This is a genomic window from Microbispora sp. H11081 (assembly GCF_012999535.1).
Classification (GTDB): Bacteria; Actinomycetota; Actinomycetes; order Streptosporangiales; family Streptosporangiaceae; genus Microbispora.
In genome coordinates, this window is the sequence record NZ_JABBWV010000006.1 from 19248 (window position 1) to 43710 (window position 24463).

Annotated in this window: 22 protein-coding genes; 9 read left to right on the top strand and 13 right to left on the bottom strand. The window is 72.9% G+C overall.

Annotated elements, in window-relative coordinates:
• Positions 1–12: 12 nt before the first annotated feature.
• The 3 genes from HHX31_RS17200 to HHX31_RS17210 form a co-directional block, all read right to left on the bottom strand.
• The gene (locus tag HHX31_RS17200; RefSeq protein WP_169949317.1) at positions 13–1050 is read right to left on the bottom strand and encodes an NAD-dependent epimerase/dehydratase family protein; all 1038 of its coding nucleotides are present in this window, start codon (positions 1048–1050) and stop codon (positions 13–15) included.
• Positions 1051–1251: 201 nt separating this feature from the next.
• Entirely contained in the window at positions 1252–2535 is a 1284-nt protein-coding gene (locus tag HHX31_RS17205) for an endo-1,4-beta-xylanase (RefSeq protein WP_169949318.1), read from the bottom strand.
• 157 nt (positions 2536–2692) lie between these two features.
• Entirely contained in the window at positions 2693–3373 is a 681-nt protein-coding gene (locus HHX31_RS17210; protein WP_211589856.1) for a DUF6596 domain-containing protein, read from the bottom strand.
• A gap of 263 nt (positions 3374–3636) precedes the next feature.
• On the opposite strand from HHX31_RS17210, the gene HHX31_RS17215 reads away from it, so the two are divergent.
• The 3 genes from HHX31_RS17215 to HHX31_RS35145 all read left to right on the top strand — a co-directional run bounded on the left by HHX31_RS17215 (position 3637) and on the right by HHX31_RS35145 (position 7941).
• A complete protein-coding gene (locus tag HHX31_RS17215; RefSeq protein ID WP_311931879.1) occupies positions 3637–4407 on the top strand; it encodes a sporulation protein in 771 nt (256 codons plus the stop codon).
• 48 nt (positions 4408–4455) lie between these two features.
• Positions 4456–5295: an SCO6745 family protein gene (locus tag HHX31_RS17220; protein ID WP_169949319.1), complete on the top strand. Its 840-nt coding sequence runs from the start codon at positions 4456–4458 to the stop codon at positions 5293–5295.
• 432 nt (positions 5296–5727) lie between these two features.
• Positions 5728–7941: an HNH endonuclease signature motif containing protein gene (locus HHX31_RS35145; protein WP_283244528.1), complete on the top strand. Its 2214-nt coding sequence runs from the start codon at positions 5728–5730 to the stop codon at positions 7939–7941.
• A gap of 164 nt (positions 7942–8105) precedes the next feature.
• Here the strand turns inward: HHX31_RS35145 and HHX31_RS17230 are convergent, their stop codons facing one another.
• From HHX31_RS17230 to HHX31_RS17240, 3 genes are all read right to left on the bottom strand, one after another.
• Positions 8106–9173: a cation diffusion facilitator family transporter gene (locus HHX31_RS17230; RefSeq protein ID WP_169949321.1), complete on the bottom strand. Its 1068-nt coding sequence runs from the start codon at positions 9171–9173 to the stop codon at positions 8106–8108.
• Positions 9174–9289: 116 nt separating this feature from the next.
• Entirely contained in the window at positions 9290–12886 is a 3597-nt protein-coding gene (locus tag HHX31_RS17235; protein ID WP_169949322.1) for a BTAD domain-containing putative transcriptional regulator, read from the bottom strand.
• The gene (locus tag HHX31_RS17240; protein ID WP_169949323.1) at positions 12886–13452 is read right to left on the bottom strand and encodes a hypothetical protein; all 567 of its coding nucleotides are present in this window, start codon (positions 13450–13452) and stop codon (positions 12886–12888) included. The genes HHX31_RS17235 and HHX31_RS17240 overlap by 1 nt, the downstream gene beginning before the upstream one ends.
• 159 nt (positions 13453–13611) lie before the next feature.
• On the opposite strand from HHX31_RS17240, the gene HHX31_RS17245 reads away from it, so the two are divergent.
• Positions 13612–14988: an FAD-binding oxidoreductase gene (locus HHX31_RS17245; protein WP_169949324.1), complete on the top strand. Its 1377-nt coding sequence runs from the start codon at positions 13612–13614 to the stop codon at positions 14986–14988.
• An 83-nt stretch (positions 14989–15071) separates the two neighbouring features.
• On the opposite strand, the gene HHX31_RS17250 is transcribed toward HHX31_RS17245, so the two are convergent.
• Both HHX31_RS17250 and HHX31_RS17255 read right to left on the bottom strand, forming a co-directional pair.
• Positions 15072–15827: an SRPBCC domain-containing protein gene (locus HHX31_RS17250; RefSeq protein ID WP_169949325.1), complete on the bottom strand. Its 756-nt coding sequence runs from the start codon at positions 15825–15827 to the stop codon at positions 15072–15074.
• A complete protein-coding gene (locus tag HHX31_RS17255; protein ID WP_169949326.1) occupies positions 15827–16438 on the bottom strand; it encodes a helix-turn-helix domain-containing protein in 612 nt (203 codons plus the stop codon). The genes HHX31_RS17250 and HHX31_RS17255 overlap by 1 nt, the downstream gene beginning before the upstream one ends.
• Positions 16439–16625: 187 nt before the next feature.
• Between HHX31_RS17255 and HHX31_RS17260 the strand changes: the two genes are divergently transcribed.
• From HHX31_RS17260 to HHX31_RS35720, 3 genes are all read left to right on the top strand, one after another.
• Positions 16626–17270 (top strand): hypothetical protein, encoded by a 645-nt coding sequence (locus HHX31_RS17260; protein WP_169949327.1) that lies wholly within the window; start codon positions 16626–16628, stop codon positions 17268–17270.
• A 58-nt stretch (positions 17271–17328) separates the two neighbouring features.
• The gene (locus HHX31_RS17265) at positions 17329–17577 is read left to right on the top strand and encodes a hypothetical protein (RefSeq protein WP_211589858.1); all 249 of its coding nucleotides are present in this window, start codon (positions 17329–17331) and stop codon (positions 17575–17577) included.
• 150 nt (positions 17578–17727) lie between these two features.
• Entirely contained in the window at positions 17728–19815 is a 2088-nt protein-coding gene (locus HHX31_RS35720) for a S8 family serine peptidase (RefSeq protein ID WP_169949329.1), read from the top strand.
• 56 nt (positions 19816–19871) lie between these two features.
• On the opposite strand, the gene HHX31_RS17275 is transcribed toward HHX31_RS35720, so the two are convergent.
• Positions 19872–20141 (bottom strand): DUF1876 domain-containing protein, encoded by a 270-nt coding sequence (locus HHX31_RS17275; RefSeq protein ID WP_169949330.1) that lies wholly within the window; start codon positions 20139–20141, stop codon positions 19872–19874.
• A gap of 203 nt (positions 20142–20344) precedes the next feature.
• Between HHX31_RS17275 and HHX31_RS17280 the strand changes: the two genes are divergently transcribed.
• On the top strand, positions 20345–21205 hold the full coding sequence (locus HHX31_RS17280) for a universal stress protein (protein WP_169949331.1): 861 nt from the start codon (positions 20345–20347) through the stop codon (positions 21203–21205).
• Between the two features lie 58 nt (positions 21206–21263).
• Here HHX31_RS17280 and HHX31_RS17285 read toward each other — a convergent pair whose 3' ends face one another.
• From HHX31_RS17285 to HHX31_RS17295, 3 genes are all read right to left on the bottom strand, one after another.
• Positions 21264–21701 (bottom strand): Hsp20/alpha crystallin family protein, encoded by a 438-nt coding sequence (locus HHX31_RS17285; protein WP_169949332.1) that lies wholly within the window; start codon positions 21699–21701, stop codon positions 21264–21266.
• An 87-nt stretch (positions 21702–21788) separates the two neighbouring features.
• Positions 21789–22331 (bottom strand): hypothetical protein, encoded by a 543-nt coding sequence (locus HHX31_RS17290; protein WP_211589859.1) that lies wholly within the window; start codon positions 22329–22331, stop codon positions 21789–21791.
• Positions 22332–22342: 11 nt separating this feature from the next.
• Positions 22343–22939 (bottom strand): TetR/AcrR family transcriptional regulator, encoded by a 597-nt coding sequence (locus tag HHX31_RS17295; protein WP_169949333.1) that lies wholly within the window; start codon positions 22937–22939, stop codon positions 22343–22345.
• Positions 22940–23043: 104 nt separating this feature from the next.
• Between HHX31_RS17295 and HHX31_RS17300 the strand changes: the two genes are divergently transcribed.
• A complete protein-coding gene (locus HHX31_RS17300) occupies positions 23044–23970 on the top strand; it encodes an NmrA/HSCARG family protein (RefSeq protein WP_169949334.1) in 927 nt (308 codons plus the stop codon).
• A gap of 93 nt (positions 23971–24063) precedes the next feature.
• Here the strand turns inward: HHX31_RS17300 and HHX31_RS17305 are convergent, their stop codons facing one another.
• Positions 24064–24354 (bottom strand): hypothetical protein, encoded by a 291-nt coding sequence (locus HHX31_RS17305; protein WP_169949335.1) that lies wholly within the window; start codon positions 24352–24354, stop codon positions 24064–24066.
• Positions 24355–24463: the final 109 nt, after the last annotated feature.

Genomic DNA, 24463 nt, shown 5'->3' on the forward strand with positions numbered 1-24463 from the left:
GGCGTCCTTCCGTCACGAGCCGTCGGCGTCGCCCGGCGCCAGCCGTGCCACGGCGGCCGCGGCGAGCCGGTGGCCTTCGGCCAGGCGGGCCAGCACGGCGTCCGTCCCCGCGTCGGGCCGGGTCTCCTCCGGATGGGCGGACCGCCACGCGTGCAGCCGCCTGGCCCCTTCCGCCCAGGTGACGACCGGCCGGAACGACGGGACGAAGCGCCTGATCTTCGTGGTGTCGAACAACGCGGTGTGCTGGAGGTCGCCGACGATCAGGTCGGACCAGAACCAGTCAGGCGCGATGACCGGCAGGAACTCCGCGGGCAGGTGGAGGAGCCGGGCCGGCGTCCCCGCGGTGCGCCCGATGACCTCGTAGATCTCGTTCCAGGTCAGCGCCTCGCCGGAGGTGATGTGGAAGTCCTCGCCGACCGCCTGCCAGGCGCCGATCAGACCGACGAGGCCGACGGCGAAATCGTCCGCGTGCGTCAGGGTCCACAGGTTGGTGCCGTCGCCGGGCACCACGATCTCGTCGCCGCGCGCGACCCGGTCCCAGGCCGTCCAGTCGCCGGGCAGCGGCGGATGCGCGTCGTCGTAGGTGTGCGACGGGCGCACGATCGTGACGGGGAAGTCGCGCTCGTCGTACGCGCGGCGCAGGACGTCCTCGGCCGCGATCTTGTCCCTGGCGTACCCGAGGTAGGGGTTGCGCCGGGTGGTCGACTCCGTGAACGGCGCCCGCCGCACCGGCTTGTGGTAGATGGACGCGCTGCTGATGTAGACGTACTGGCCGGTGCGGCCGTCCAGCAGGTCGACCATCGCCCCCGCGTCCTCGGCGGTGAAGCCGAGGAAGTCGACGACGCAGTCGTACGTCCTCCCAGCCAGCGCCCGGCGCAGCGCGTCGCGGTCCCGTACGTCGGCGGTGAGCGTCGTCACCCCGTCGGGCAGCGGGCGGCGCCGGGCGGTGGCGCCACGGTTGAGCACGTGGACGTCGAGACCCCGGCGCGCGGACTCGGCCACGCAGGCCGAGCTGATCGTGCCGGTGCCGCCGATGTAGAGGACCTTCACACGGACTCCGAATCGTGGATGGCGGACGAGGCCGTGCGGAGCCCCGTCCCGCACGGAATATCGGCCGCCCAGAAACCTTTCGATTGCTGTGCGAAAACTGTCAGACCGGCAGCAACCTAGAGCGCGGTGTCATCCACGTCAAGTGCGCCGTCCTCGGAGCCGAGGTCGCACGGTCAGGGGGGCAGTCAGAGAGAGGGGCAGTCAGAGGGAGACGGCCACCTCGGCGTCTCCGGGCTCGTCCAGAGCGAACGCCGCGGTACGGCCGCCCGCGGTGACCTCGTACTCGCCGAGGAAGCCGTCGAAGCGCACCCGGCCGTCGTCGTCGGTGACCATCGCCGTGGGCGGCAGCCACCACTCGTCCTTGACGAGCGAGCGGAGCGCGTCGTACGACGGCTTGGGGGTGCCGTCGGCGCGGACGAAGCCGCCCGGCGCCCCGAGCCAGCCGCCGTCCGACATGCCCCAGTACGTCATGGCCTCGACGGCCGGGTGGGACAGCAGGGTCTTGTAGTGGCGCACGATCTCGTCGGCCTGGCGGGCCTCGCCCTCGGGCGTGCTCGGCCATTCGGGGATCTGGTAGTCGTTCAGGTCGACGATCTCCTCCGGCATGATGTGGCCGGAGACGATCGTCGTCTCGGTGAAGTGGATGGGCAGGCCGTACCTCGCGAAACGGTCGATCGTGGCGAGCGTCTTCTCCTCGCCCCAGTAGCCCTGGTGCATGTGGCTCTGCAGGCCGAGCACGTCGATTTTGATGCCCGCCTCCAGCACGCCCTCGATCAGGCACTCGTACGCCGCGGACATGTCGAAGTCGTTGAGCAGCAGCGTGGCGTGCGGATTGGCCTCGCGGGCCGCGTCGAAGACCATCCGGACCATCGGGATGCGGCCCATCTCCCGGCAGATCCGGGTGATCCCGTTGTCGTACTTGTCGAAGATCGGCATGATGACGACCTCGTTGATGACGTCCCACATGTCGATGACGCCCGCGAACTCGGTCATCTCACGCGAGATGCGGTCCACCTGGGCCTTGGCGATCTCGGCGTTCGACAGGTCCATCAGCCAGTCGGCGGTCTCGGTGTGCCAGGCGAGCGGATGTCCCTTGACCACGCAGCCCCGGTCGGCGAACCACCGCGCCGTGGTGAGCACCCGCTCGGTGTCCGGCAGGCCCCTCGCCGGCTCGAACTGCCCCCAGTAGAAGGGCAGCGTGGCGAAGTTGAACACGTCGAACCACAGGTCGGCGACCTCCTGGGACCCGGTCGCGGGCGCCTCGCCCAGTGACCGCCGCTCGCCGGCGTCCGCCGAGGTCTCGCCGTTGGCCAGCGGGATGAAGTCGAACCCGATGCAGCCGAACAGGAACTTGTGCCGGCGCTGCGCGACGACGACCTCATGGCCGGCGAGTGGCGCTCCGTTCGCGGTCACGGTCAGCGTGGCGCCGGCGGTGCGGTGCTTCCTGATCAGCGGGTCGGGATCGAATCCGGAGCGGGACGGCATGTGAGGGCCTCCAGGAGTGCTCAGAGCGGAGGTGACCACTCCGGGGGCCGCGTCGCTCCGGCCGGAGAGGTCCATGATCTCGAAGCACGGTAGTGCCCATCACGCCCGAAAGGCACGGACTTTCCCGACTCTGCGACCAGTGGCCGAAGTGACGCGTTCAGCGGACGAAACGGGTGAAACGTGCGGCGGGCTCGCCGCGCAGCCGTCCCTCGGGCAGCAGGCGGCCGCACAGGACCAGCACCAGGTCCTGCGCGGCGCCGGACAACGGGACGCCGTCCCGAGCGACCAGTCGACGTCGACCGGCGGGCGAGGTAGCGGCGCTCGGCCTCGGTGGCCGCGAGGCGGGCGGCCTCCCGGTAGGCGCCGGCCGCCTGGGCCGTACGGCCCAAGCGGCGGTGGCGTGGCAGGCGGCGATGGCGGCCTGCACTGGTAGGGCGCCGGGCTGGCCACGCCCGAGGGCGCCGTCCAGCCGTGTGGCCCGGCGGGCGTGGTGCAGCAGCATCAGCGCGAGCAGGCCCGCCGCCTCGGGCTCGTCCGGCATCAGCCGCACCAGCACCCTGGCCAGGCGGATCGCCTCCGCCGCGAGGTCGTGCCGTACGAGGTCGTCGCCGGACGTCGCCGAGTAGCCCTCGTTGAACAGTAGATACAGCACCGCGAGCACCGCGGGGAGGCACTCGGGCAGGAGGTGCGCGGGCGGCACCCGGTAGGGGATGCCCGCGTGCCGGATCTTCCGCTTTGCCCGGGTCAGTCGCTTGGCCATCGCCTGCTCGCCGACCAGGAACGCCCGCGCGATCTCCGCCGTGTTGAGCCCGGCGAGGCTGCGCAGCGTCAGCGCCACCGTCGCCTCCAGTGCGAGCGCCGGATGACAGCAGGTAAAGATCGAAGCCGGTCATCAGGCACGCCTGCGTCATTGGCGTCGCTGGTGTCGTCGGCCTGGTGTCGTCATCATGGGCCGCGAGCGCGTCCGCCACCTCCCTCAGCTTGGCGGTGCCACTCCTCCAGGTAGGCGGGAACCGGACGAAGGGGACAGATCGTTGGCAGCGGTGAATGGTCCGCCACCCGGATCCGCCACCACCGGATCCTTCACCGAGGGAGTGATCGGTGTTCCGTAAGCTGATGGCCGCGTTCGGGGCCGGTGTCGAGGTCGACACCGTGCTGCGCGACCCGCACGTGCGCCCGGGGGATACCCTGCACGGCGAGGTCCGCTTCAGGGGCGGATCGTCCGACCACAAGGTGGACGGGATCACCGTCGAGTTCACCGCCGTCGTGGAGGTCGAGCGCGGCGACCAGGAATATCACGCGACCTACAGCTTCCTGAAGGCGCCCGTGTCGGGGCCGTTCGTGCTGCAGGCGGGGGAGGTCCGCGCACTGCCGTTCGCGATCCCGGTGCCGTGGGAGACCCCCGTCAGCGCGGTCGGCGGGCGCCCGCTGCCCGGCATGCGGCTCGGCGTCGCCACCGAGCTCGTGCTCGCGGGCGCGCTCGACAAGGGCGACCTCGACCCGCTGTTCGTCAACCCGATGCCGGTGCAGGACCACCTGCTGGGAGCGCTCGTCCGCATGGGCTTCCACTTCAAGCGGGCCGACCTGGAGCGTGGCACGCTCCAGGGCTCGACCATGCCGTTCTACCAGGAGATCGAGTATCACGCCGGCCCGGAGTGGCGGCGCCACTTCAACGAGCTGGAGCTGACCTTCATCGCGGGGCCGCACTCGATGGACGTGATCCTGGAGGCCGACAAGCGGGGCGGTTTCCTCACCTCCAGCCACGACGTCTACAACCGCTTCCGGGTCGGGTACGGCGACCACCCCGGAGCGGTGGAGCGGGCGCTGCGCGACGGCCTGGCCGCCATGGCCCGCCACCGCGGCTGGTTCTGACCCGGCCCACCCGGCGGCGGCCGTACGGGGTGATCTAGCCTGGCGGGCATGGACGAGACCTGGCGGTTGATCGAGTGCTGCCACGCCCCGGTCTACTTCGCCCCCGAGGCGAAGGAGCGTTACGCCGCAGCAGGGCTCAAGGGCTTCTGGATGGGGTATTTCGCCTCCAGATCGGCCGCGCTGGGCGCGGTCTCCCCGCAGGTCGTCACCGCCGCGTTCTACAACTTCGCTCCCGCGATGGTCGCCCGTGCGATCCCCGACGCCTGGCGGTTCTGCCCGCCGGAGAAGGCGATCGAGGCGCGTCTGGAAGTGGCCGGCCGGTGCCTGCGCCGCCTGCTCGGCGGCCTCGCCGACCAGGCGGACGTACAGGAGGCGGCGGGCCTGGCGCGGACCGCGATGGAGGCATGCCCCACCGCCGGGCGGGTGCTGTTCGCGGCGCACGCCGCCCTGCCGCCGCCCGGCGAGCCGCTCGCCGCGCTGTGGCACGCGCTCACCGCACTGCGCGAGTTCCGCGGCGACGGGCACGTCGCGGCCCTCGTCACCGCTGGACTGGACGGCTGCGAGGCGAACGTGGTCGCCTCGGCGCTCGGGCTCGTGCCGCCCGAGCAGCGGGCCTACCGGGGGTGGACCGAGGAGGAGTGGCGAGCCGCGGCCGACCGCCTGCGCGAGCGCGGAGTGCTCGACCGCGAGGGCGCCATGACCGAGAAGGGCCGCCGGGAGCGCGACGCCGTCGAGGCCCTCACCGAACGCCTGGCGCGGGCGCCGATGGACGCGCTGGGCGCGACCGGCGCGGCCCGGCTCGCGCGGCTCCTGCGCCCGCTCGCCGCCCGGATCGTCGACGGGGGAGGCCTGCCCTTCCCCAACGCCATGGCCATGCCTCGGCCCTGAGGCCGTCCGTGCCGGCTGCGAGGCGGAGGGCGCAGTCTGAGGCAGATGAGGCCGTGCCGCGCATCCGTCGGCGAACGACGCCCCGGCTTGGGCGTGCGCTGGCAAGGTCGATAGCCGCTCGACGGTGCGGCGCGCTGGAGCCACCCACATGACCGGATTGCCGCCCGATCGGCGGAATCTTCTGTCGGCCGGGCTTTTCGACCCGGTGTGCGCGAGTGCTCGATTTCCGTCTATCGCTCGATGAGGACGGAAATGTACTTTGCGGCGATTTCTGGCGTAGTCAGCCATGTTTTCTACGGTTTTATCTGACGTGCGTTTTCTAGGCTTTTCGCCATCCTCCTGTGGCTCCAGGAAATCACGCTCTGCCGGTTGCTTAGGGAGCGGTGGTTGAGCAAAAATTGCTACAGGTTTTCGAATCAGGTGAGGGGTGTGATGGATCTATCTGACATCGATCCTGAGCACCACCGTCGTTCGAATAGCGGAGATGACGGCTGGTGGGATCGGCTGATCGCTGATTCTCCTTTGTGGTCGACGGACGGTTCGCTCGCCCGCGACAAGCCTGTGGACAACGCCACCGCTACGGATGGCGAGGCCACCACCAGCGGGTCTCCCGACAGTGAGGCTGCCGGAGCGGCGGCACCGGATGATGCCGGTCCTGCCGGTCCTGCCGGTGCGGACTCCGGTGGTGGTGACGCCGATGCCGGTGGTTCTGCTGCGGCGGGTGCCGGTGGTAGGGGCGATCGGCGGGTTCGGTCGTCGTGGGTGCTGGTGGGGTCGTTGCGGGAGTCGGCGCAGGCGCTGGCGTTGGCTCCGGTCCCGGATGCGGTGGAGATCTGTCTGGCCGAGGCTGAGGATCTGTTGTTCGCCCGGGATCGGATCACGTGTGCGCTGGCTGAGCGGGTGGGGCGGGTGCATCGGGCGGGGCTGGCCAGACAGCATGGGCATGCCTCGACCCGGAGTTGGTTGCGGACGGCCGGGGGGATGACGGTCGGGGGTGCGGGCCGCCTGCTCACCCTGGGGATTGAGTTGGCGCGGCTGCCCACTGTGCGGGAGATGTTCGCCGCCGGAGGGTTGGCGGCGGGGGTGGTGGAGGCGATCTGCGCCGCCGTTGCCGGGCTCTCGGATGAGCAGGCTCGGTTGGCCGAGCCGATCCTGGTGGAGTTGGCGGGGCGGGCGGGCGCGGCGGAGGTGGCCAAGGCGGGGCGGTATCTGCGGGCGGTGCTGGACCCCGACGGCGAAGACCGCGACGAGCGGGCCGACTACGCGCGGCGGTCCCTCCACGTGCGCCCGGGCAAGGGCGGCGGCCTGGAGGGGGAGTTCTATCTGCCGCGTGAGGCGGCGGCCCGGTTGCGGGCGCTGCTGGACGCCTACGCCCGGCCACGGGCGGAGGGCGATGACCGGTCGCTGGCAGAGCGTCAGGCGGACGCGTTCATCGCCCTGCTGGAACAGCAGATCACCACCGAGCTTCTCGTGCTGGTCAACGCCGAGTCCCTCCCCACCGACCCCGAAGCCGCGTCGGGTACCGGCCCCGAGCCCGAGCCCGACGTCGCGACGGGCACCGACGCCGACTCCACCACCGACCCTGCGGCCAACCCGGCAGACGACCCGGCGACGGAGACCGCCGAAGCCCCCGAGCAGGCCGGAACCCCCGAAGACACTCAGGACAACCAGGACAGCGACGGCGGCGACGACGCCGAGGACTCTTGGGAGGCCGAGATTGGCCGCGAGGCGTGGCAGGCCGGGGAGGCCGAGGTCGCGCCGGCCAGCGAGGGTAGCGAGGACACCAGCGCTCCCGCCGAGTACGGCACGACCGACGCCGACACCACAGGTGCCAGCACGGTCGGCGGAGCGGGTGGCACTGCGACTGGCGGCTCGGCCGGCCCCCGCCACGAGGAGCCCGGCGATGACGTGACCGGCCGCGCCCAGGTAAGGACCGGGCGGCAGAACGCGTCGCGGCAGGAACCATCGCAGTGCGGCCAGGAGCACAGTAAGCAGGAGCAGGGCGAGGCACAGCAGGACTGGCGGCGCTCGCCGCAGCCGGGTTGGCCGAACCAGGAGGAGCCGCAAGAGGGCGCGGCGCGGCGTCGGCAAGAGGGGAGATGGTGGGAGTCGCGGTGGGGTGAGTGGCGATCACCTGATCCTCCGGGGGATACCCATGCCCATAACGCCCACGCCGGGTCTCGGCCTGCGGGGGAGGTCCCGCATGGGCACAGCGGGATGGCGTTGGGTGCGGGGTTGGGGTTGGTGCCGGGGTTGTTGCTGGCCACCGGGCAGGTGCTGCCCGTCACCGGCGTGCACCGGCTGGCCCGCACCTCCACCCTCATGCGGATCGTCATGGACGCCGACGGCCAGGTCCTCGACATGGGCCGCAAAGTCCGCCTCGCCACCCCCGCCCAGCAACGCGCGATCTTCGCCCGCTACGCCACCTGCTGGATCGACGGCTGCCCACTACCCGCAACCATGTGCCAGATCGACCACGCCGACAACTGGAGCACCGGCGGCCTCACCGACCTGAAACTCCTCGGCCCGGCCTGCCAGTTCCACAACCGCGACCGCTACCAGCACCCCGAGCGCTACACCCGCCACAAGACCGGCAAAGACCGCTGGGCCTTCACCTACAAGCAGCCTCACCGGAGGCGACTGTGAATTTAGATGCGGTCAGGCAGGACGCGCCCGACCCTCAGTGGGTGACGCGTGGGCCGGAGCCCTCGCTGGACGGGCCGTCGGAGCGTTTCCCGAGGTCCGGTTCCGCGCGCCGGAGGCGAGGACCCGTGTGCCGGAGGCGAGGACCCGCGCGCAGGATCTCGATCTCAGCGGTGGTGGTGGCCGTGCCGGTGGCCGTCGAGGACGGCGTGGTGGTCGACACCGTCGCGGGCCAGCGGGTCGGCGTGCACGATGGCGGCCGTCAGGCGGGGGATCGCGTGGATCAGGTTGTGCTCGGCCTCGGCCGCGACATGGTGGGCCTCCACCACGGTCGCCGCGGGGTCGACGACGACCTCGCACTCCGCCCTGAGCCGATGGCCGATCCAGCGCAGCCGCACCTGGCCCAGGCCGAGCACGCCGGGTGTATCCCGCAGGACCGCCTCCGCGCGGTCCACGAGCGCGGGGTCGACGGCGTCCATCAGCCGCCGGTACACCTCCCGCGCCGCCTGCCGCAGGACCATCAGGATCGCGGCCGCGATGAGCAGGCCGACGACGGGGTCGGCCCAGGTCCAGCCGAGCGCGGCCCCTCCCGCGCCGGCCAGCACGGCCAACGACGTGAGACCGTCGGCGCGGGCGTGCAGCCCGTCGGCGACCAGGGCCGCGGAGCCGATCTCCCGTCCGACGCGGATGCGGTAGCGCGCGACCAGTTCGTTGCCCGCGAACCCCACCAGCGCCGCCGCCGCGACGGCCCCCAGGTAGGAGACGTGCTGCGGCTGCAGGAGCCGCCCGATCGCGGCGTACGCCGCGGCGATCGAGGAGGCGGCGATCGCGGCGACGATGACCACACCGGCCAGGTCCTCGGCCCGTCCGTATCCGTAGGGGTAGCGGCGGGTGGGCGGGCGGCGGCCGAGCAGGAACGCGATCCCGAGCGGCACGGCGGTGAGGGCGTCGGCCGCGTTGTGCAGGGTGTCGCCCAGCAGCGCGACCGACCCTGACAGGGCCACCACCACCGCCTGGACCATCGTGGTCGCGCCGAGGGCGGCCAGTGACACCCACAGCGCGCGCATGCCCCGGCGGGACGTCTCCATCGCCGGGTCGATCTTGTCGGCGGCCTCGTGGGAGTGCGGGCGCAGCAGGTGCGTCACCCGCGCACGAAGCATCGTCACACCGTGCTCATGCCCGTGCCCGTGCCCGTGCTCGTGCCCGTGCCTGGGGGCGGCCTGTCCCTGGCTCATGGCACCCACGATGGCGGATAAAACCCGTCGCAGCATCTCGACAAGAGCAGGGGTGGCGCAGTTGCCAACGCCCCGCACCTGTCGGCCCTCCGGAACTCCCTTGCGGCGCTCCCGTGTCAGACCGGAGCGCCGCCGGTGCCGGCGGTGTGGGCAGTGTCGGCGGTGTGGGCAGTGTCGGCGGTGCGGGCAGTGTCGGCGGTGCGGGCAGTGTGGCCGGCGTCCCCCGCGGCCACGCGGATCTCACGCAGCAGTGTCTCGCTGCGGTTCACGAGATGGGGCAGGCCGAGCCGCCGGTGAGCGTCCCATCCAGCCTCCGCGTGCGCCAGGGCGGCCGGAAGGTCGCCGACCCGGTGCAGGAGCCGGGCGACCACGTCGTGAAGCGCGCCCCAGGCGACGCAGCCGGTGCCCATGATCACCAGCTCGTGGGCGATGGGCCGCAGCTCCGCCAGCATGGCGTGGGGGTCGGGACGGCCGAGCCGCGCGGCGACCAGACCCCACTGCCAGACGACGAACTGCCACGTCCAGTCCTGCGGTGCCACGGTTCCCCAGCGGTCGATCAGCCGGTGGGCCAGGTCGAGGTCCTCCGCCTCGATCGCCGCGAGCACGGCCGTGGGCCGCGCGACCATGTTGGACTCGTCGGCCGCGGTCTCGACGAGCTCGGCGAGGAACTCGCCTCCCCGGCCCTGGCCCCATTCGACGAAGAACGAGTGGACCAGCTTCAGGACGTCCAGCCCCCAGAGGCTGGTGCGGCGGTAGCTCCCGGTGCCGAGGTCCGCGAGGCGCTTCGCCTCCGCCCAGTCGCCCGCCAGCACCGCCCGCCCGGTCGCGGCGTACGCGACCTGGGTCTCGATCTCCGGCATCCGCACCTCGGCGGTGAGCCGCAGGCACCGGGCCAGCTCGGCGTCGTAGTCGGCGAGCAGTCCCGCCTTCATGAACTTCGGCATGCGGTGGAGGCGGGCGATGATCTCGGTGGCCCTGGGCAGACCGGGCAGGCCCAGCATCTCCTCGGCCGCACGGTAGCGCTCCTCCTCGTGTTCGGGCGTCCAGGCCGCGATGACGAAGTTGTTCAGCGTGCGCGCCAGCAGCAGGGGGTCGCCGGTGCGGCGGGCCAGTTCCACGGCCTCCAAGGCGTGGCGGCGGCCCTCCTCGCGCCGGTCGCCGTAGTACAGCTCGACGCCGAGCGTGCCGAGCAGCTCCGCGCGGGTGCTCACGGCGTCCGGGCCGAGCCGGGAGAGCTGGTCCTCCAGCACGGTCACCATGCGGTGGTCGACCACGCCGTACGAGCGCCAGTTCCACAGGGTGACTCCGCCGAAGACGGTGGCCGCCTCGATGACCGCGGCGTCGTCTCCGATGCCGGTCGCGAGCGTCACCGCCTGGTCCAGCGCGTTCCGCGCTCCCTCCACGTCGCCGGTCACCCGCCTGGCCTTGCCCAGGCCGATCAGCAGGGCACACCGGGTGGCCGCGGGACCGGGTCCGCAGGCGTCGAGCGCCTGCTCCCAGTGCAGGACGGCCTCGTCGTAGGCGAGCCTGGCCGTCGCCTGCCCCGCCGCCTCCACGGCGTACGAGACGGCCTTGTCCGCGTAGCCGACCCGGGCGGCCAGCCCGAAGTGGTGGGCCAGGGTGGGCAGGCGCGACCCGGCCTCACCCCACCGCAGGGTCTCGACGGCCTCGCCCACCCGGCCGTGGAGCTGGGCCCGCTGCCTGCGGCTGAGCCCGGAGTACAGCGCCTCCTGCACCAGCGCGTGGGAGAAGCGGTAGTCCCAGCCGCCGTCCACCTCGACCAGCAGCCCGGTCGCGACGGCCGGTTCGAGCAGCATCATCACCCGGGCGCCGCCGACTCCGGTCGCGGTCTCCAGCACGTCGGCGTCCACGTCCCTGCCGATCACCGCGGCCGCCCGCAGCAGGGTCTGGGAGTCCTCGGGCAGCCGCGACACCCGCTGACCGATCACGTCGCGCACGCCGTCGGGCACCGCCAGCGCGAGCACGTCCGCCACACCCACCCCGCCGTCGGGATGGTTGCTGGTCAGCAGGCGCAGCAGCTCGCCCAGGAAGAACGGGTTGCCGCCTGTCCTGTGGTGCAACGCGGAGGCGAGCTCGGGCCCGGGGCCGTCCCGTCCCGTCTCGCGCAGGTAGTCGGCGATCTGCTCGGGAGTGAGCGGGGCGACGGTCATCCGTTCTGTGCCGCGCTGGCGGGTCAGCTCGCCGAGCGCCTCGGTCAGGGCCTGCCTGTCCACCGCGGGCTCGGGCCGCACGGTGGCCAGCACCAGGAGCGGAACGCGGTGCAGGTCGGTGCCGAGGAAGGTGAGCAGCTTCAGCGAGGCGGCGTCGGCCCAGTGCAGGTCCTCCACCACGACCAGCACGGGGGAGGCGGAGGCCCGCCGCGCCAGGGCCCGCGCCACGCTGTCGTGGAGCAGGAACCGGGCGGTGTCGGGGTCGGCCGTGTCCGTGCGGTCTCCGTCGGAGAGGCGGTGGGCGAGCCGGGCGAGGTCGCCGTCCGCGTCTCCGGCCTCGCCCGTCCCCGGGGCACCCAGGGTGTTGAGCGTCTGGATCCAGGGCCAGAACGCGGGGGCGCCGCTGCCTTCGACGCACCTGCTCCAGGCCACCCCGACCCCGCGCTCGGCCGCCATTCCGGCGGCGGCCTCCGCGAGGCGGGTCTTGCCGATGCCGGACTCGCCGCTCACCAGGAACACCCCGCCCGCGCCCCGGCGCAGGTCGTCGAGCCGGTCGGCGATCCGGCGCAGGTGCGGCTCGCGCCCGACCAAGCCAGGAGCGGCCCCGCCGCCTTCCTGCGCGCCCGTGGCCGGCTCCGGCGGCACGGCGGCCACGGCGGCCACGGGGTCCACGGCGGCCACGGGGTCCACGGGCGCCCACATCTCCGCCAGGGACTCGTCTTGCCGGAGGATGGCCTGCTCAAGCCGCCGCAGTTCTGGGCTCGGGTCGAGGCCCAGCTCGTCGCCGAGCAGCGTGCGGCAACGTTGATAGGCGGCCAGCGCCTCGGCCTGCCTGCGTGTCCGGTAGAGAGCCCGCATGAGCAGCGCCCACAGGCCCTCGCGGTAGGGGTCGAGTTCGAGCAGGCGCTCGACCTCGACCGTCGCGTCGGCCGCCCGTCCCAGCGCGAGCCACGCCTCGGCGCGTACGGTCAGCGCGTGCAGACGGGTCTCGCTCAGTCGGGCGACCGTGGACCGGGCGAACGGCTCGTCGGCCAGGTCGGCCAGCGGCTCGCCCCGCCACAGCGCCAGCGCCGGGCCGAGGATCCGCTCGGCCTCCTCGGGGCGGCCCCCGGCCAGCGCGGCGCGCGCGGCCTCGGCCGCCCGGCCGAACCGCTCGGCGTCGACCTGGTCCGGCTCGATGTCCAGCAGGTAGCCGGGCTCCCGCGTACGCAGGACCCGGGCCGGGGAGCGCGGGCTGCGCCGGGGTTCGAGCGTCCTGCGCAGATGCGAGATGTACGCCTGAAGCGTTCCCGTGGCGCTGGAGGGCGGCTCGTCCCGCCACAGCCGGTCGATGAGCTGGTCGAGCGGCACGACATGGGGCGCGTTCAGCAACAGCAGCGCCAGCACGGCCCGCTGCTTGCGGGGCCCGAGATCGAGGATCGTCCCCGTGCCGTCGGCGACCTCCAGCGTGCCGAGGAGGCGGAAGTCCAGAGCGGGGCCCCGGCGGCCGTCCAGGCCCGGGCGCGGCGCCGGTGATCGCGCGTCGTCGATGCTCAAGCGCATCACAACTCCCGGAAGAGCCAGGCGGCCCAGGGTCTGATTTCCGGCTCATCATACCCGTATGTCCGCTCGTTCTCGGGAGAGAAACCGGGGTTCGTCGCGGCGCTGAAACCGGCGCTGGCCAGCAGGGCGCGCAGGCCGTCGTCCCGGGGGCCGGGGAGGAACCACACGGCCCGCACGCCGTCCGCGCGCAACTCCATGAGCAGGTCGTCGAGCAGGCGCCGGTCCAGCCCCCGGCCGAGGTGCGGCTCGGCCACGGCGAGCACGTGCAGCAGGGCCCACTGCGCGACCCGCCGGGGCGCCCCGGTCTCCAGCAGCGCGGCGGCGAGCGGGGCGGCGGCGGCCGGCCGGGCGAGGTCGGTCAGCACGTAGAGGCGGCACCGGGCGGCCGGGACCTCGCGCAGGACGTGCTCCAGCGCCGGGCCGACGATGCCCGCTCCCGGCGCGCCGGTGTGCGCCGGGACCTCGCGCAGCAGCAGCGTTCCCGGCGACGTTCCCGGCGACGACGTTCCTTGCCACGTTTCCGGCGCCGCGGCGGATCCTGGCGGGCGCTTCTTCGACGACGACATCGCCCCAGCGTGAGGGGGCCCTCTTGGACATTCCTAGCGTGTCTCTAGGATCTCCTGGGATCGCGCCGCCGCACCCCCGGCCCGGCAGGCGCAAGTAATCACCAAGACCCGGCTGCGACAACTGTCACCGCCACAGCAGAAGACATCCGAAGGACACACATGCACAGCACCATCGAAGACGAACTGCGGGGACAGGTCACCGGCCGGGTCCTGGTTCCGGGACAGGAGGGATTCGAGGAGGAGGCCGCCGGATTCAACCTCGCCGTACGCCACCGGCCCGCCGTGATCGTCGCGGCGCGGGACGCCGGCGACGTGGCCGCGGCCGTACGGCTCGCCGCCTCGCACGGGCTTCCCGTGGCCGTGCAGTCGACCGGCCACGGCGCCGTGCAGGCCGCCGACGGCGCGCTCCTCATCAGCACCCGGGCCATGCGAGAGGTGGCGATCGACCCCTCCGCCCGCACGGCCACGATCGCGGCCGGCTGCACGTGGGGCGACGTCATCGCCGCAGCGGCGCCGTACGGCCTGGCTCCGCTGTGCGGCTCGGCGACCGCCGTCGGCGTGGTCGGCTTCACGCTCGGCGGCGGCATCGGGCCGATCGCGCGGACCTTCGGGTTCGCGGCCGACTACGTGCGGGAGCTCACCGTCGTCACCGGAGACGGCGTGACCCGCACCGCGGACGCCGTCAACGAGCCCGACCTGTTCTGGGCGCTGCGCGGCGGCAAGGCCGGGTTCGGCGTCGTCACCTCCATCACCGTCGACCTGCTGCCGCTCACCGGCCTGTACGGCGGTGGCCTGTTCTTCGCGGCCGAGGACGCCGGGCGGGTCCTGCACGCCTACCGGGACTGGACCGGCACGCTGCCGGAGGCCACCACCACCTCGGTCGCGCTGCTGCGCCTGCCCCCGCTGCCCGAGCTGCCGCCGCAGCTCAGCGGGAAGTTCGTGGTCCACCTGCGGGTGGCCCATGTGGGGGAGGGGCAGGAGGCCGAGGCGCTGCTGGCTCCCATGCGGGCCGTGGCCGAGCCGGTGCTCGACGCCGTCGGGCCCCTGCCGTACGCCGCGCTCGACTCCATCCACCAGGACCCGACCGGGCCCATGCCGGTCGTGGAGCGGGGCGCGCTGCTGCGCGAGCTGACGGCGGAGACCGTGGACGCGCTGCTCGCGGTCGCCGGCCCGGCCGCGCAGGTCCCGCTGGCCGCGGTCGAGGTGCGTCAGCTCGGCGGCGCGCTCGCCCGTCAGCCCAAGGAGCCGAACGCCGTGGGCGGGCGCGACGGCGCCTTCACGCTGCTGGCGATCGGCGCGCCGGTGCCCGAGCTGATGGAAACGGCCGTCCCCGCGGCCGTACGGGCCGTGATCGAGGCCCTCGCGCCCTGGTCGACCGGCGGCGCACTGATCAACTTCCAGGGTGGCGCCCTGGCTCCCGAGCAGATCTCCCTGGCCTGGCCGGAGGAGACGCTGCGGCGGCTGGCGAAGCTGCGTGAGGTCTACGACCCGGCGAACCTGTTCCGCTTCGGCCACGTCGTCCCCCGCCAGGGCTGAGCATGGTCCTGACCTGACCTGACCTGACCTGACCTGACCTGACCATGCCGGGCCGGGGGAGACCTCGGCCCGGCTGGGAGGGTTCAGGGGAAGACCCGGGCGAGCCAGGACCGCCAGGCGCCTTCCGCCTGCTCCTGGCCGATGTCCTCGGCGAAGACGTGGTGCCCGAGGACCATCACGTTGCCGCGCTTCGGCCCCGAGTGGATGAACCCGTACAGCCCGTCGGCGGTCCGCACGCCGAGGAAGTCCGGCAGGGCCGCGTAGTCGACGACGCCGTCCTGGGGCCGCAGGCCGTCGACGGCGAGCCGCACCGGGTCGCCCTCGCGGACGGTGCCGGTGAGGCCGAGCTCGGCCTTGACCGCCGCCCACGCGTCGGGGCGTTCCGGCGCGTGGGGGCGGACGGCGGACACGACCGTGACGGGCCGCCCGCGGAAGTGCGTGAGGTACCGGGAGAGCTTGTGCAGGTAGAGGTCCCAGCCCGTGGCCATCGCCTCGTACTCGGTCTCCCAGTCGTCGCCGAGGAAGCCGTGCTGGACCAGGCGCAGGACCGTGCTGCCGCCGTCGCGGCCCTCGATGAGGTATTCCATCGCCATGAAGGTGCCGTCGGGGCCGTCGTCGCTGCGGAACGCGAACCGCTTGCCGGGCTCCCACGCGGTCACGGTGGTGGTCTCGGTGCCGCCGAGCATGGTGAAGCTGCCACGGCCGCCCTCGCCCGGCTCGATCTCCGTACGGCCCATGAACCAGGAGTCCACGCCTGGGCCGGTCGCGATGGCCTCCCACACCTGCTCGGGCGTCGCGTCCAGCTCGATCTCCTTGCCGAGCTCGAATTCGTGGGCCATCAGGACTCCTCGTCAGGTTGGGGGGAAACCGCCCGGGGTACGGCGGGATGGACGGCGAGGACCAGGCGGTGCTCCCGCCCGCCCTCGGCCGATTCGTCGTGATATTTGCTGACGAGCGCGGCCACGGCGGCCGACAGCTCCTCGGCGAACGCGGCCCGGTCGGCGGCCGAGGCGAAGCGCACCTGCGCGTCGACGGCGAACGTCGCGAGCTTTCTGCGGGCCTGGGACGCGCCGGTGATGAGCGTGCCCACGTCGCGCACGAGCTGGGCGGCCAGGGCCAGCAGCCAGCGCGCCGACAGCCGGTCGGGTGAGCGCGACGGATCGGGCGCGACCGACGCCAGCGCGGCGGGAGAGATCACGAACGACGCGGCCGTCGCCCGCATGACCCGCTCGTTGACGTTGCCCTTGCGGCGCTCCTCGACCAGCTCCACGAGGCCGTGCCGTTCCAGGGTCTTGAGGTGGTAGTTCACCTTCTGCCGCGGCAGCCCGACCTTGGCCGCCAGCATCGTCGCCGAGTTGGGCTCCGCCAGCTCGGCGAGCAACCGCATCCGGATCGGATCGAGGGATGCCTCCGCCGCGGCCGGGTCCTCGATCACCGTCACGTCCTTCATGCCCCCAGCATCGCTTCCGACAAACATTTTTGTCAAGGCAATCGGAGATGTCGGTGAGAAGGCGTCGGCGACAAGTCCCAAATCGGCCTTATCCACTCATTACGCCTATAACGTTGTGCGACAGATCCGTCACGGGATGTAATCACATCGGCGATGGGCCGGACCTACTGGCTCCGAAGGAGTGACAATGACGTTCACCACTATGAACCCCGCGTCCATGGCGTCCACGCTGGGGTACGGTGCGCAGCAGCAGATCTCGCCCCTCCAGCTCAGTCAGCAGATCCCGGCGGCGCAGCAGCAGCTGACGCCTCTGGCCATGCTCCAGCAGGAAGAGCAGGTCCTCCCGCAGGAGCATCTGGTGAGCCCGGTGACCTTCTGGAGCAAGGTCGCGCGGTACAGCGCGCGGTACGGCGCTCCCGCGGCCCGCCAGATGCTGGAGACCGTGCTCTACCAGCACCAGGTCCGTGAGCAGATCCAGCAGCAGGTTCAGCAGCAGGTGCTCCCGCCGCAGGTTCTGCAGGCTCTGCAGGCCATCCAGGCCCAGGCCCAGCAGATCCCGCAGGTTTACGGCCAGCCGTACGCCGCCCAGGCGTACGCGCAGCACCCCGGCCAGCAGGCCCTGCAGCTTGGCATCCAGCCCGTCATGCCCCAGCACATGCAGGCGGCGTACGGGCAGCACGCCCAGGCGGCGTACGGCCAGCAGGTTCCGCTGACCGCGCAGCCGCTGTCGCAGGTCTACGGCCAGGGCTACGGCCAGGCCTATGGCCAGGCTTACGGCCAGCCGCACCAGGCCGCCCAGCAGGTCCAGGTGCCGGTCGGTGCCGCGCTCTGATCGGAGGAACACCGTGGAATCGATGGGTCCCGGGATGAATCCGGTGACGTCCCCGGCCATGGGAGTCGCGACGGGGCATCCGGCGCCGGTCGCGCCGCTTCAGGCGCACTGTGCCGTGACGCTCCAGCGGCTGCACGGCTGGCTGCAGGCGTCACTCCCGCAGGCGCCCCAGGTCGCGGGGATCATCCCGCTGCTGGTGCAGGCGGTTCAGCTGTACCGGTCCGGGCGGTACGACGCGTGCCTGGCGCAGATCCAGTTCGCGCTGGGCGTCGTCACCTCAGGACGGCCCACGGTTTCACTGCTGTGACGTGATCACTTCGGTGGCCCGGACCGGTCGGCGGCCGGTCCGGGCCCCCGCCGTCCCGAGAGCGGCGAACGGATGACAGAGCCTGAGCTGCCCGCCGCGCCGTACGGGGCGCGGCCGGCCACACCAGCCTGAGCTGGGGAGAGTCGAGACGTGGTGACCAGTAACGACAAGCCCAAGGACGGAAGCGAGGAGCCGCGCCCGGCGTCACCGCGGGGGCGGCAGGCGGCCCGCCAGGCGCCGCAGCCGGTGGAGCCCCGGCCACGGCGCTACATGGTGGCCGCGTTGCCCCAGCCGCATCCGGCGGCGCCGGGAGCGGCAGCGCCGGCTCTCGACGGTGACACGGTGCGCAGGCTGCTGGAGGACGACCCCGAGGTGCGGGTGGTGCGGCGCCTGCGGGAGACGGCGGGGAACCCGGGGGCTCAGGCGCCCGGGTTCCCTGCCGTGATCGTGGCGGAGATGACCGCCGAGCACGTCGAGGCGCTGCGGCGGCAGTATCCGCAGCTCTACTTCGAACGTGACCGGCTGCTCACCTACAGCGGCGTGCCCCGGCCGCCGCGCAGGCGGCGGCCCGCCCCCGCGGTGGTCCCTCAGGGCGTGGAGAGCGTCTTCGCCTTCCTGGTCAGGGACGCGGACGGCACGCCGCTGCCCGGAGCGAGCGTCCTGGTGACCGGGCACGGCTGGCCCGCCCAGACGTCCACGGGGGCCGACGGCCGCGCGGTGGTCACGATGGTGGGGGAGACGCCGGAGTCGATCAGCGGGGTGACGGTCCGGCCGCGCTCCGGCTACTGGAGCGTGCACATCGACCGCCCGGCCCTGTCCACGACCAGGGACAACCTGATCGAGCCCGTACGCCTGTCGGAGACCTTCGACGGCTTCCCGGCCAAGCAGATCTTCGGGTGGGGCCAGCAGGCGATGAACCTCGACCGCCTGCCGCCCACGCTGCGCGGCGCGGGGGTCAGGATCGCCGTCGTCGACTCGGGGGCCGACGCCCGGCATCCCGACCTGCGTGACCGCGTACGCGCCGGGGTGGACATCGTGGGCGGCGAGCCGGACGGCTGGTCCGTCGACGCCGCCTACCACGGCTCCCACTGCGCGGCCGTCATCTCGGGCGCGGACGACGGCCACGGCGTCGTCGGCTTCGCCGTCGAGGCCGAGGTGCACGCGTGCAAGATCTTCCCGGGCGGGCGGTTCAGCGACCTGATCGAGGCGCTCGACTACTGCGTCGAGCAGCGGATCGACGTGGTCAACCTGAGCCTGGCGAGCAGGCGCCACTCCCCGCTCGTCGCCGCGAAGATCGAGCAGGCGCGCGAGGCGGGGGTGGCGTGCGTGGTGGCCGCGGGCAATGACGGGGGACCGGTCGGCTTCCCCGGCACGCTGCCGGGTGTGCTGACCGTCGCGGCCGTGGGGAAGGCCGACGCGTTCCCGGCCGGCACGGCCCACGAGGCCGAGATCAGGGGGCCGATGACCGGCGACTGCTACTTCTCGCCGCGCTTCACCTGCCACGGCCCGGAGGTCGACGTCTGCGCCCCGGGCGTGGCCGTCCTGTCGGCCGTGCCCCCTGACGGGTACGCCGCGCTGGACGGCACGTCCATGGCCGCGCCGCACGTGACCGGCCTGGCGGCGCTGGTGCTCGCGCACCACGGCGACTTCCGCGGCCCCTACAGCGGGCGGGACGCGCGGCGGGTCGACCACCTCTTTCACGTCATCAGGTCGAGTTGCGTCCCGCTGAACCTCGGCGACCTCCACCGCACCGGCGCGGGCATGCCGGACGCGCTGCGCGCGCTGGCGCCCGCCCTCGCGCAGATAAGTCCGGAGCCGGTCGAGGCGGACGCGCTGTTCGGGCAGCTCACGGCCGAGATGGCCGGCGCGGGACTGATCGCGCCCGAAGCCCGGGAGCCGGTCGGCGATCCCGTGCTGCCAGGCCCGGGGGCGCCGCCGGGCAGGGCGCCGCAGGCGGCGTACGGCGCGGGCGCGTCGACCAACGGGCCGGTGCCGCGCGGCCGGGCGAGGACGGCGGGCGGCGTCGCACGGGCGGAGAAGGGCGGCGCGGCCGGTGGCGCGGGGACGGGGACGGGGACCAAGCGAGGCGGAACGCCCGCTCCCGGCGGTCCGCGTGCGGCCAACGGCACTCCGGCGCCGGGGACGGGCCCGGTGGCCGGGTGCGAGCAGGCGGCGCTGGCCTGGCTGCGGGAGGAGATGCGGGCCGCGGGACTCCTCGGCGACGAGCCGGCGGAATGAGCGCGGCCGGGCTCCGGGGGCCGGCCGCGCAGCCCCCGGGTCCCCGGTCGTCCCCGTCAGTACGACTCGTAGGCGGGGCCGGCGAGCTGGGCCACGTCCTCCGCGCCGTCCCCGATGAGTTTCGCCCCCAGGTCGGCGAGGGCCCGTCCGGCGGCGAGCTCGTCGCCGATCTCCGGCACGGGCCGGTCGGCGGGGTTGCGGCGGGCTCGGCCGATGCTCTCGTGGCGTCGTCCCGCGGGCGTGTACAGCACGGCGGCCGCGGTGGTGACGTCGTCGTTGTCGTCCTCGTTCACGAAGATCTCGACGGTCCAGCGCTTCGATTCCATGTCGGACCACCTCCAGGACTCCAGCATCCCTCCGGCCCGGACGGCCGGGGAAGCGGCCCCTGGACTGAGGACCTGTGAAGGACCTGCGGAGGACCTGCGGAAACGAGGACCTGTGACCCTGGAGCGCGGCCGAGTCCGGTGATCACATGGGAAGGCCAGGTAAGGAAGGCCGGGTGAGAAGCACAGGTCAGGAAGGAGCGTCCATGTCCGGCTCGATCATCGTCGGCACCGACGGCTCGCCCGCCGCGACGGCCGCCGTGCGGTGGGCCGCCGACGACGCCGCCCGCCGCGGTTGTCCGCTGCGTTTCGTCTCCGTCGTGGACCACTGGGCGTACGGCATCCCCAAGTTGCCCTCCTCGGGCGGCGATCCGCTCACCTCCCACGCCGAGCGGGCGCTGTCGGCCGCGGAGGCGGTGGCCCGCGAGCGGCAGCCGGACGTGAAGATCAGTACGGAGATCGTCGAGGGCATCCCCGCCCGTGTCCTGCGCGACAAGGCCGCGGAGGCCGTCGAGATCGTGCTCGGCAGCAGGGGGCTCGGCGGCTTCGCCGGCATCGTCGTCGGGTCGGTCAGCACCCACGTCGCCGGGCACGCCCCCTGCCCGGTCGTCGTCGTACGGCCGGGGTGGAGCGGCGGCGGGGGTGAGATCACGGTGGGCGTGGACGACTCGCCGGAATGCGAGCCCGCCCTGGCGTACGCCTTCGAGCAGGCCAGGGCGCACGGCGCCACGGTGCGGGCCGTGCACGCATGGCAGTTGCCCGCGCACCCGCTCGCGCCCGAGATCACCTACGACGTCGAGGAACTGCGCGAGGCCCACCGGCGGGTGATCGGGGAGAAGCTGGCGGGTCCGCGGAGCCGGTATCCCGAGGTTCCGGTGCGCGAGGACATCGTCTACGGGCACCCGGTCGACGGACTCGTCCAGGCGTCGCGCGGGTCCGCGCTGCTCGTGGTCGGCTCCCACGGCCGGGGCGCGCTGGGCGCGGCGATGCTCGGCTCGGTCAGCCGGGGAGTGCTGAACCACGCCGAGTGCCCGGTCGCCGTCGTACGGTCCCCGTCCGGGTCCTGAACTCATGAAAGAAAGAACCGGGCCCGGCCGCGTGCCGGACCCGGTGTGAGCCGCCGCCTCAGCTCCGCGGCTGTCCGGCCTCCGGCTTCTCGATCGGGATTCGCCTGCGCTCCTCCCGTTCCTCGGCCAGTCGCACGCTCACCTCGAGGACCCCCTTGTCGTAGGTGGCCTTCACGTCGCTCTCGTCCACGTTCTGCGGCAGCACGACCGACCGGGTGAAGGCTCCGTACCGGAACTCGGTGCGGTGGGCCTGCCGCTCCTCGTGGCGCCGTTCGGCGTGGATGGTCAGCACCCCGTTGGACACGCTGATCTCCACGTCCTTGTCCGGGTCGATCCCGGGCAACTCGGCGCGCAGCACGTACCGGCCGTCCTTGACGTAGTCCTCAAGCCGCATCTGCTGCCCGGCCATCGGCCGGAGCGCCGTCATCGGCGCCTCGAGCAGGTCGAACAGGTCGGGAACGAGACCTCTGGCCTCCCGTCGCATGGGAACGCTCATGTCTGTCACCTCCGTCCGGCAGAACTCATCAAGAAAGAAATACCCGGCAGGAATCGGGACAAATCGCCACTAATCCCCGGATGCGGTTCAGCCGGTGACGATGACGAGGTCGGCCCGGGAGCGCACGTCGTGACGGGCGTAGTAGCACCGCTCATGCTCGGCCCAGCGCCGCCAGTGGGGCGCGTACATCTCGCCGTCGCGGGCCAGCGCCCGCGCCCTGCGGACCTCCTCGTCCGCCTCCAGCCACACCAGGCCGCTGAGGTACGGCTCCGCCTCGCGGGCCCCGCAGCCGACGCCCTCGATCACGACGGTGTCCGCCCGGGGGGTCTCGTGCCATTCGGCGTAGTGGCCCCGCGTCCAGTCGTAGCGCCGCCAGCGGGCCCGGCTCCCGCGGCCCAGGGGGCGCAGCACCCATTCGAGCAGGGCGTCGACCCCGGCGTGCAGGCCGTCCCAGCCGTCGTACAGGTCGTCCATCCGGACGACGGGCGCGGCGAGCACCGTGGCGACGGCGGTGGCCAGCGTCGACTTGCCCGCACCCGAGCGTCCCTCGACGGCCAGGACGCGGGTGCCGGCCGCGCGGGCGGGCCGCGTACGCAGCCAGCGCGCGACGGCGGCGGCATCGGGGGTCACGCGGGCCGAGCCTAGCGGGCACCGGCGTGCCTGGTCCCGTCACCCTGGTCAGGGCTGACTCCCGCTATGGACAGGGCGAGCAGCCGCTGTGCGTCGGCGGCGGGGTCCGGATGGTGTTCCGTGGCCAGGGCGATGCCGGTGATCAGGGCGAGCAGGTCGCCGATGGTCACGCCCGGTGCCAGCGCGCCGTCGTCGGCGGCGCGGCGCACCAGCGGGTCGCCCGCCTCGGTGAGCTGCGCCGAGCAGCAGTGCTCGTGCGCCGCGTCGGGGTCGTCCGCCCGGTCCCGGGTCAGCGCGGTGGCCAGGCCCCGGATGGTCGCGGCGTCCGCGAGGACGGCGCTCAGCCATTCCAGCAGCGCGGCCCGGGTGTCGGCCCTGCCGGTCAGGCCGCGGGCGTGGGCGCACAGGGTCTCGACCCGTTCGCGGAAGACCGCCTCCAGCAGCGCGTGACGGCTGGGAAAGTGCCGGCGCAGGGTGGCGGATCCGACTCCCGCGGTGCGGGCGATCTGCTCCATGGACGCGTCGGGGCCGTCCACGGCGATCGCCTCCTTGGCCACGGCGAGCAGGCGCGCGTAGTTGCGCCGGGCATCCGCACGCTGGACGGGCATGGGGTCACCTCATCGGTTGCTAAACGGCGGGGCCCGCCGTATCTTATCGAAACGTAAACGGCGGGGTCCGCCGTTTTATCGACGCCCACCACAGGAGGGGCCTCATGCCCACCGATCCCGCACCCGTCCTGGTCACCGGCGCCACCGGACGGCAGGGCGGCGCCACGACCCGTGCCCTGCTCGCGAACGGCGTTCCCGTACGGGCGCTGGTCCGCGACCCCGCGACCGACCGCGCGAGGGCGGTCGAAGCGCTCGGCGCCGAACTGGTCACCGGCGACCTCGACGACCGCGAATCGCTGATCAGGGCCGCGCGAGGGGCCCGGGCCGTCTTCTCGGTGCAGATGCCCCAGGTGAAGGGAGACGCCCTCGACTTCGAAGGCGAGCTGACCCAGGCCGTCAACCTGATCGAAGGCGCGCGGGCCGCGGGCGTGCCGCAGTTCGTGCACACGTCCGTCTCCGGCGCGGGTCAGCACACCGAGGCCCCCGGCTGGGCCGAAGGCCGCTGGGCGTCGCTGGAGCCCTACTACGCCGCCAAGGCCGGCATCCAGGACCGGGTGCGTGCGGCGGGCTTCAGGCACTGGACGCTCATCAAGCCGGGCTTCTTCATGGACAATTTCCTTCCGTCCCTGGCATACCTGCTGCCCCGTGGTGTCGAGGGGGGAATCGTGACCGTGCTGAAGCCCGGCACCCGGCTCTCCCTCGTCGCGGTCGACGACATCGGGGCGGCGGCCGCGGCGGCCGTCGCCGCGCCGGAGCGGTTCGACGGGGTCGAACTGGAACTGGCCAGTGACCACCTGACGATGAGGGAGATCGCCGGCGTACTCTCCCGGGCGCTGGGCACCGAGCTGACCGCGCCCGACATGACCATGGAAGAGGCGGTCGCCGCGGGAATGCCGGGAGCCGGCATCACATCACACGAGTTCATCGACACGGTCGGTCAGCCCGCCCGCCCGGAGTACGCGCGGGCCCTCGGCATCCCGCTCACGTCCTTCGAGGAATGGGCGCACGGACACATGCGGGCCGCGGCCTGACGCTCCCGGGACGGGCCGGGGGTGCGCGCGAAACGGCCCGGGGGGACCGCGGGGTCCCTCCGGGCCGCTTGTGGAAGCCCTTGCCCGCCCTAGCTAGACGCCTGCGCGGGTGGGGCGGCGGATGTCGCTGCTCTGCTCCTGCCACTCAGGGGTTTCCTCCCCCTTCTCCTGGGCCATCTCCTCCATCCGCAGGGCGACCCCCATCGCGAAGAAGGTCGGCGCCCATTCGCCGACGAACAGCGCCCAGCGGTCGGCGCGTTCGATGCCGGCGGCCTCGTACTTGTTCGAGAGAACCCACGAGAGGATCGACATGCCGATCGACCCGAACGCGGCGCCGTACATCACGTTGGAGCGCAGTCCCATTCTGTGGAGTGTGCTGATCATGCGTGTCCCCCTTGTGGTGATTTGCCCCGATTCCGGGCGTACCCGGCCTGTCCTCCCGTAACCCGGCTCGGCCCATGACGCCGTGCGATACTCGCGACCGCGCATGAGG

Coding starts and splice junctions, on each gene's coding strand:
- HHX31_RS17255 (WP_169949326.1), bottom strand. CDS start 16,438: ATGAAGGACGTGACGGTGATCGAGGACCCGGCCGCGGCGGAGGCATCC.
- HHX31_RS17205 (WP_169949318.1), bottom strand. CDS start 2,535: ATGCCGTCCCGCTCCGGATTCGATCCCGACCCGCTGATCAGGAAGCAC.
- HHX31_RS17250 (WP_169949325.1), bottom strand. CDS start 15,827: ATGGCCCACGAATTCGAGCTCGGCAAGGAGATCGAGCTGGACGCGACG.
- HHX31_RS17235 (WP_169949322.1), bottom strand. CDS start 12,886: ATGCGCTTGAGCATCGACGACGCGCGATCACCGGCGCCGCGCCCGGGC.
- HHX31_RS17220 (WP_169949319.1), top strand. CDS start 4,456: ATGGACGAGACCTGGCGGTTGATCGAGTGCTGCCACGCCCCGGTCTAC.
- HHX31_RS17300 (WP_169949334.1), top strand. CDS start 23,044: ATGCCCACCGATCCCGCACCCGTCCTGGTCACCGGCGCCACCGGACGG.
- HHX31_RS17295 (WP_169949333.1), bottom strand. CDS start 22,939: ATGCCCGTCCAGCGTGCGGATGCCCGGCGCAACTACGCGCGCCTGCTC.
- HHX31_RS17260 (WP_169949327.1), top strand. CDS start 16,626: ATGACGTTCACCACTATGAACCCCGCGTCCATGGCGTCCACGCTGGGG.
- HHX31_RS17305 (WP_169949335.1), bottom strand. CDS start 24,354: ATGATCAGCACACTCCACAGAATGGGACTGCGCTCCAACGTGATGTAC.
- HHX31_RS17230 (WP_169949321.1), bottom strand. CDS start 9,173: ATGAGCCAGGGACAGGCCGCCCCCAGGCACGGGCACGAGCACGGGCAC.
- HHX31_RS17285 (WP_169949332.1), bottom strand. CDS start 21,701: ATGAGCGTTCCCATGCGACGGGAGGCCAGAGGTCTCGTTCCCGACCTG.
- HHX31_RS17240 (WP_169949323.1), bottom strand. CDS start 13,452: ATGTCGTCGTCGAAGAAGCGCCCGCCAGGATCCGCCGCGGCGCCGGAA.
- HHX31_RS17280 (WP_169949331.1), top strand. CDS start 20,345: ATGTCCGGCTCGATCATCGTCGGCACCGACGGCTCGCCCGCCGCGACG.
- HHX31_RS17265 (WP_211589858.1), top strand. CDS start 17,329: ATGGGAGTCGCGACGGGGCATCCGGCGCCGGTCGCGCCGCTTCAGGCG.
- HHX31_RS17275 (WP_169949330.1), bottom strand. CDS start 20,141: ATGGAATCGAAGCGCTGGACCGTCGAGATCTTCGTGAACGAGGACGAC.
- HHX31_RS17245 (WP_169949324.1), top strand. CDS start 13,612: ATGCACAGCACCATCGAAGACGAACTGCGGGGACAGGTCACCGGCCGG.
- HHX31_RS35145 (WP_283244528.1), top strand. CDS start 5,728: ATGGATCTATCTGACATCGATCCTGAGCACCACCGTCGTTCGAATAGC.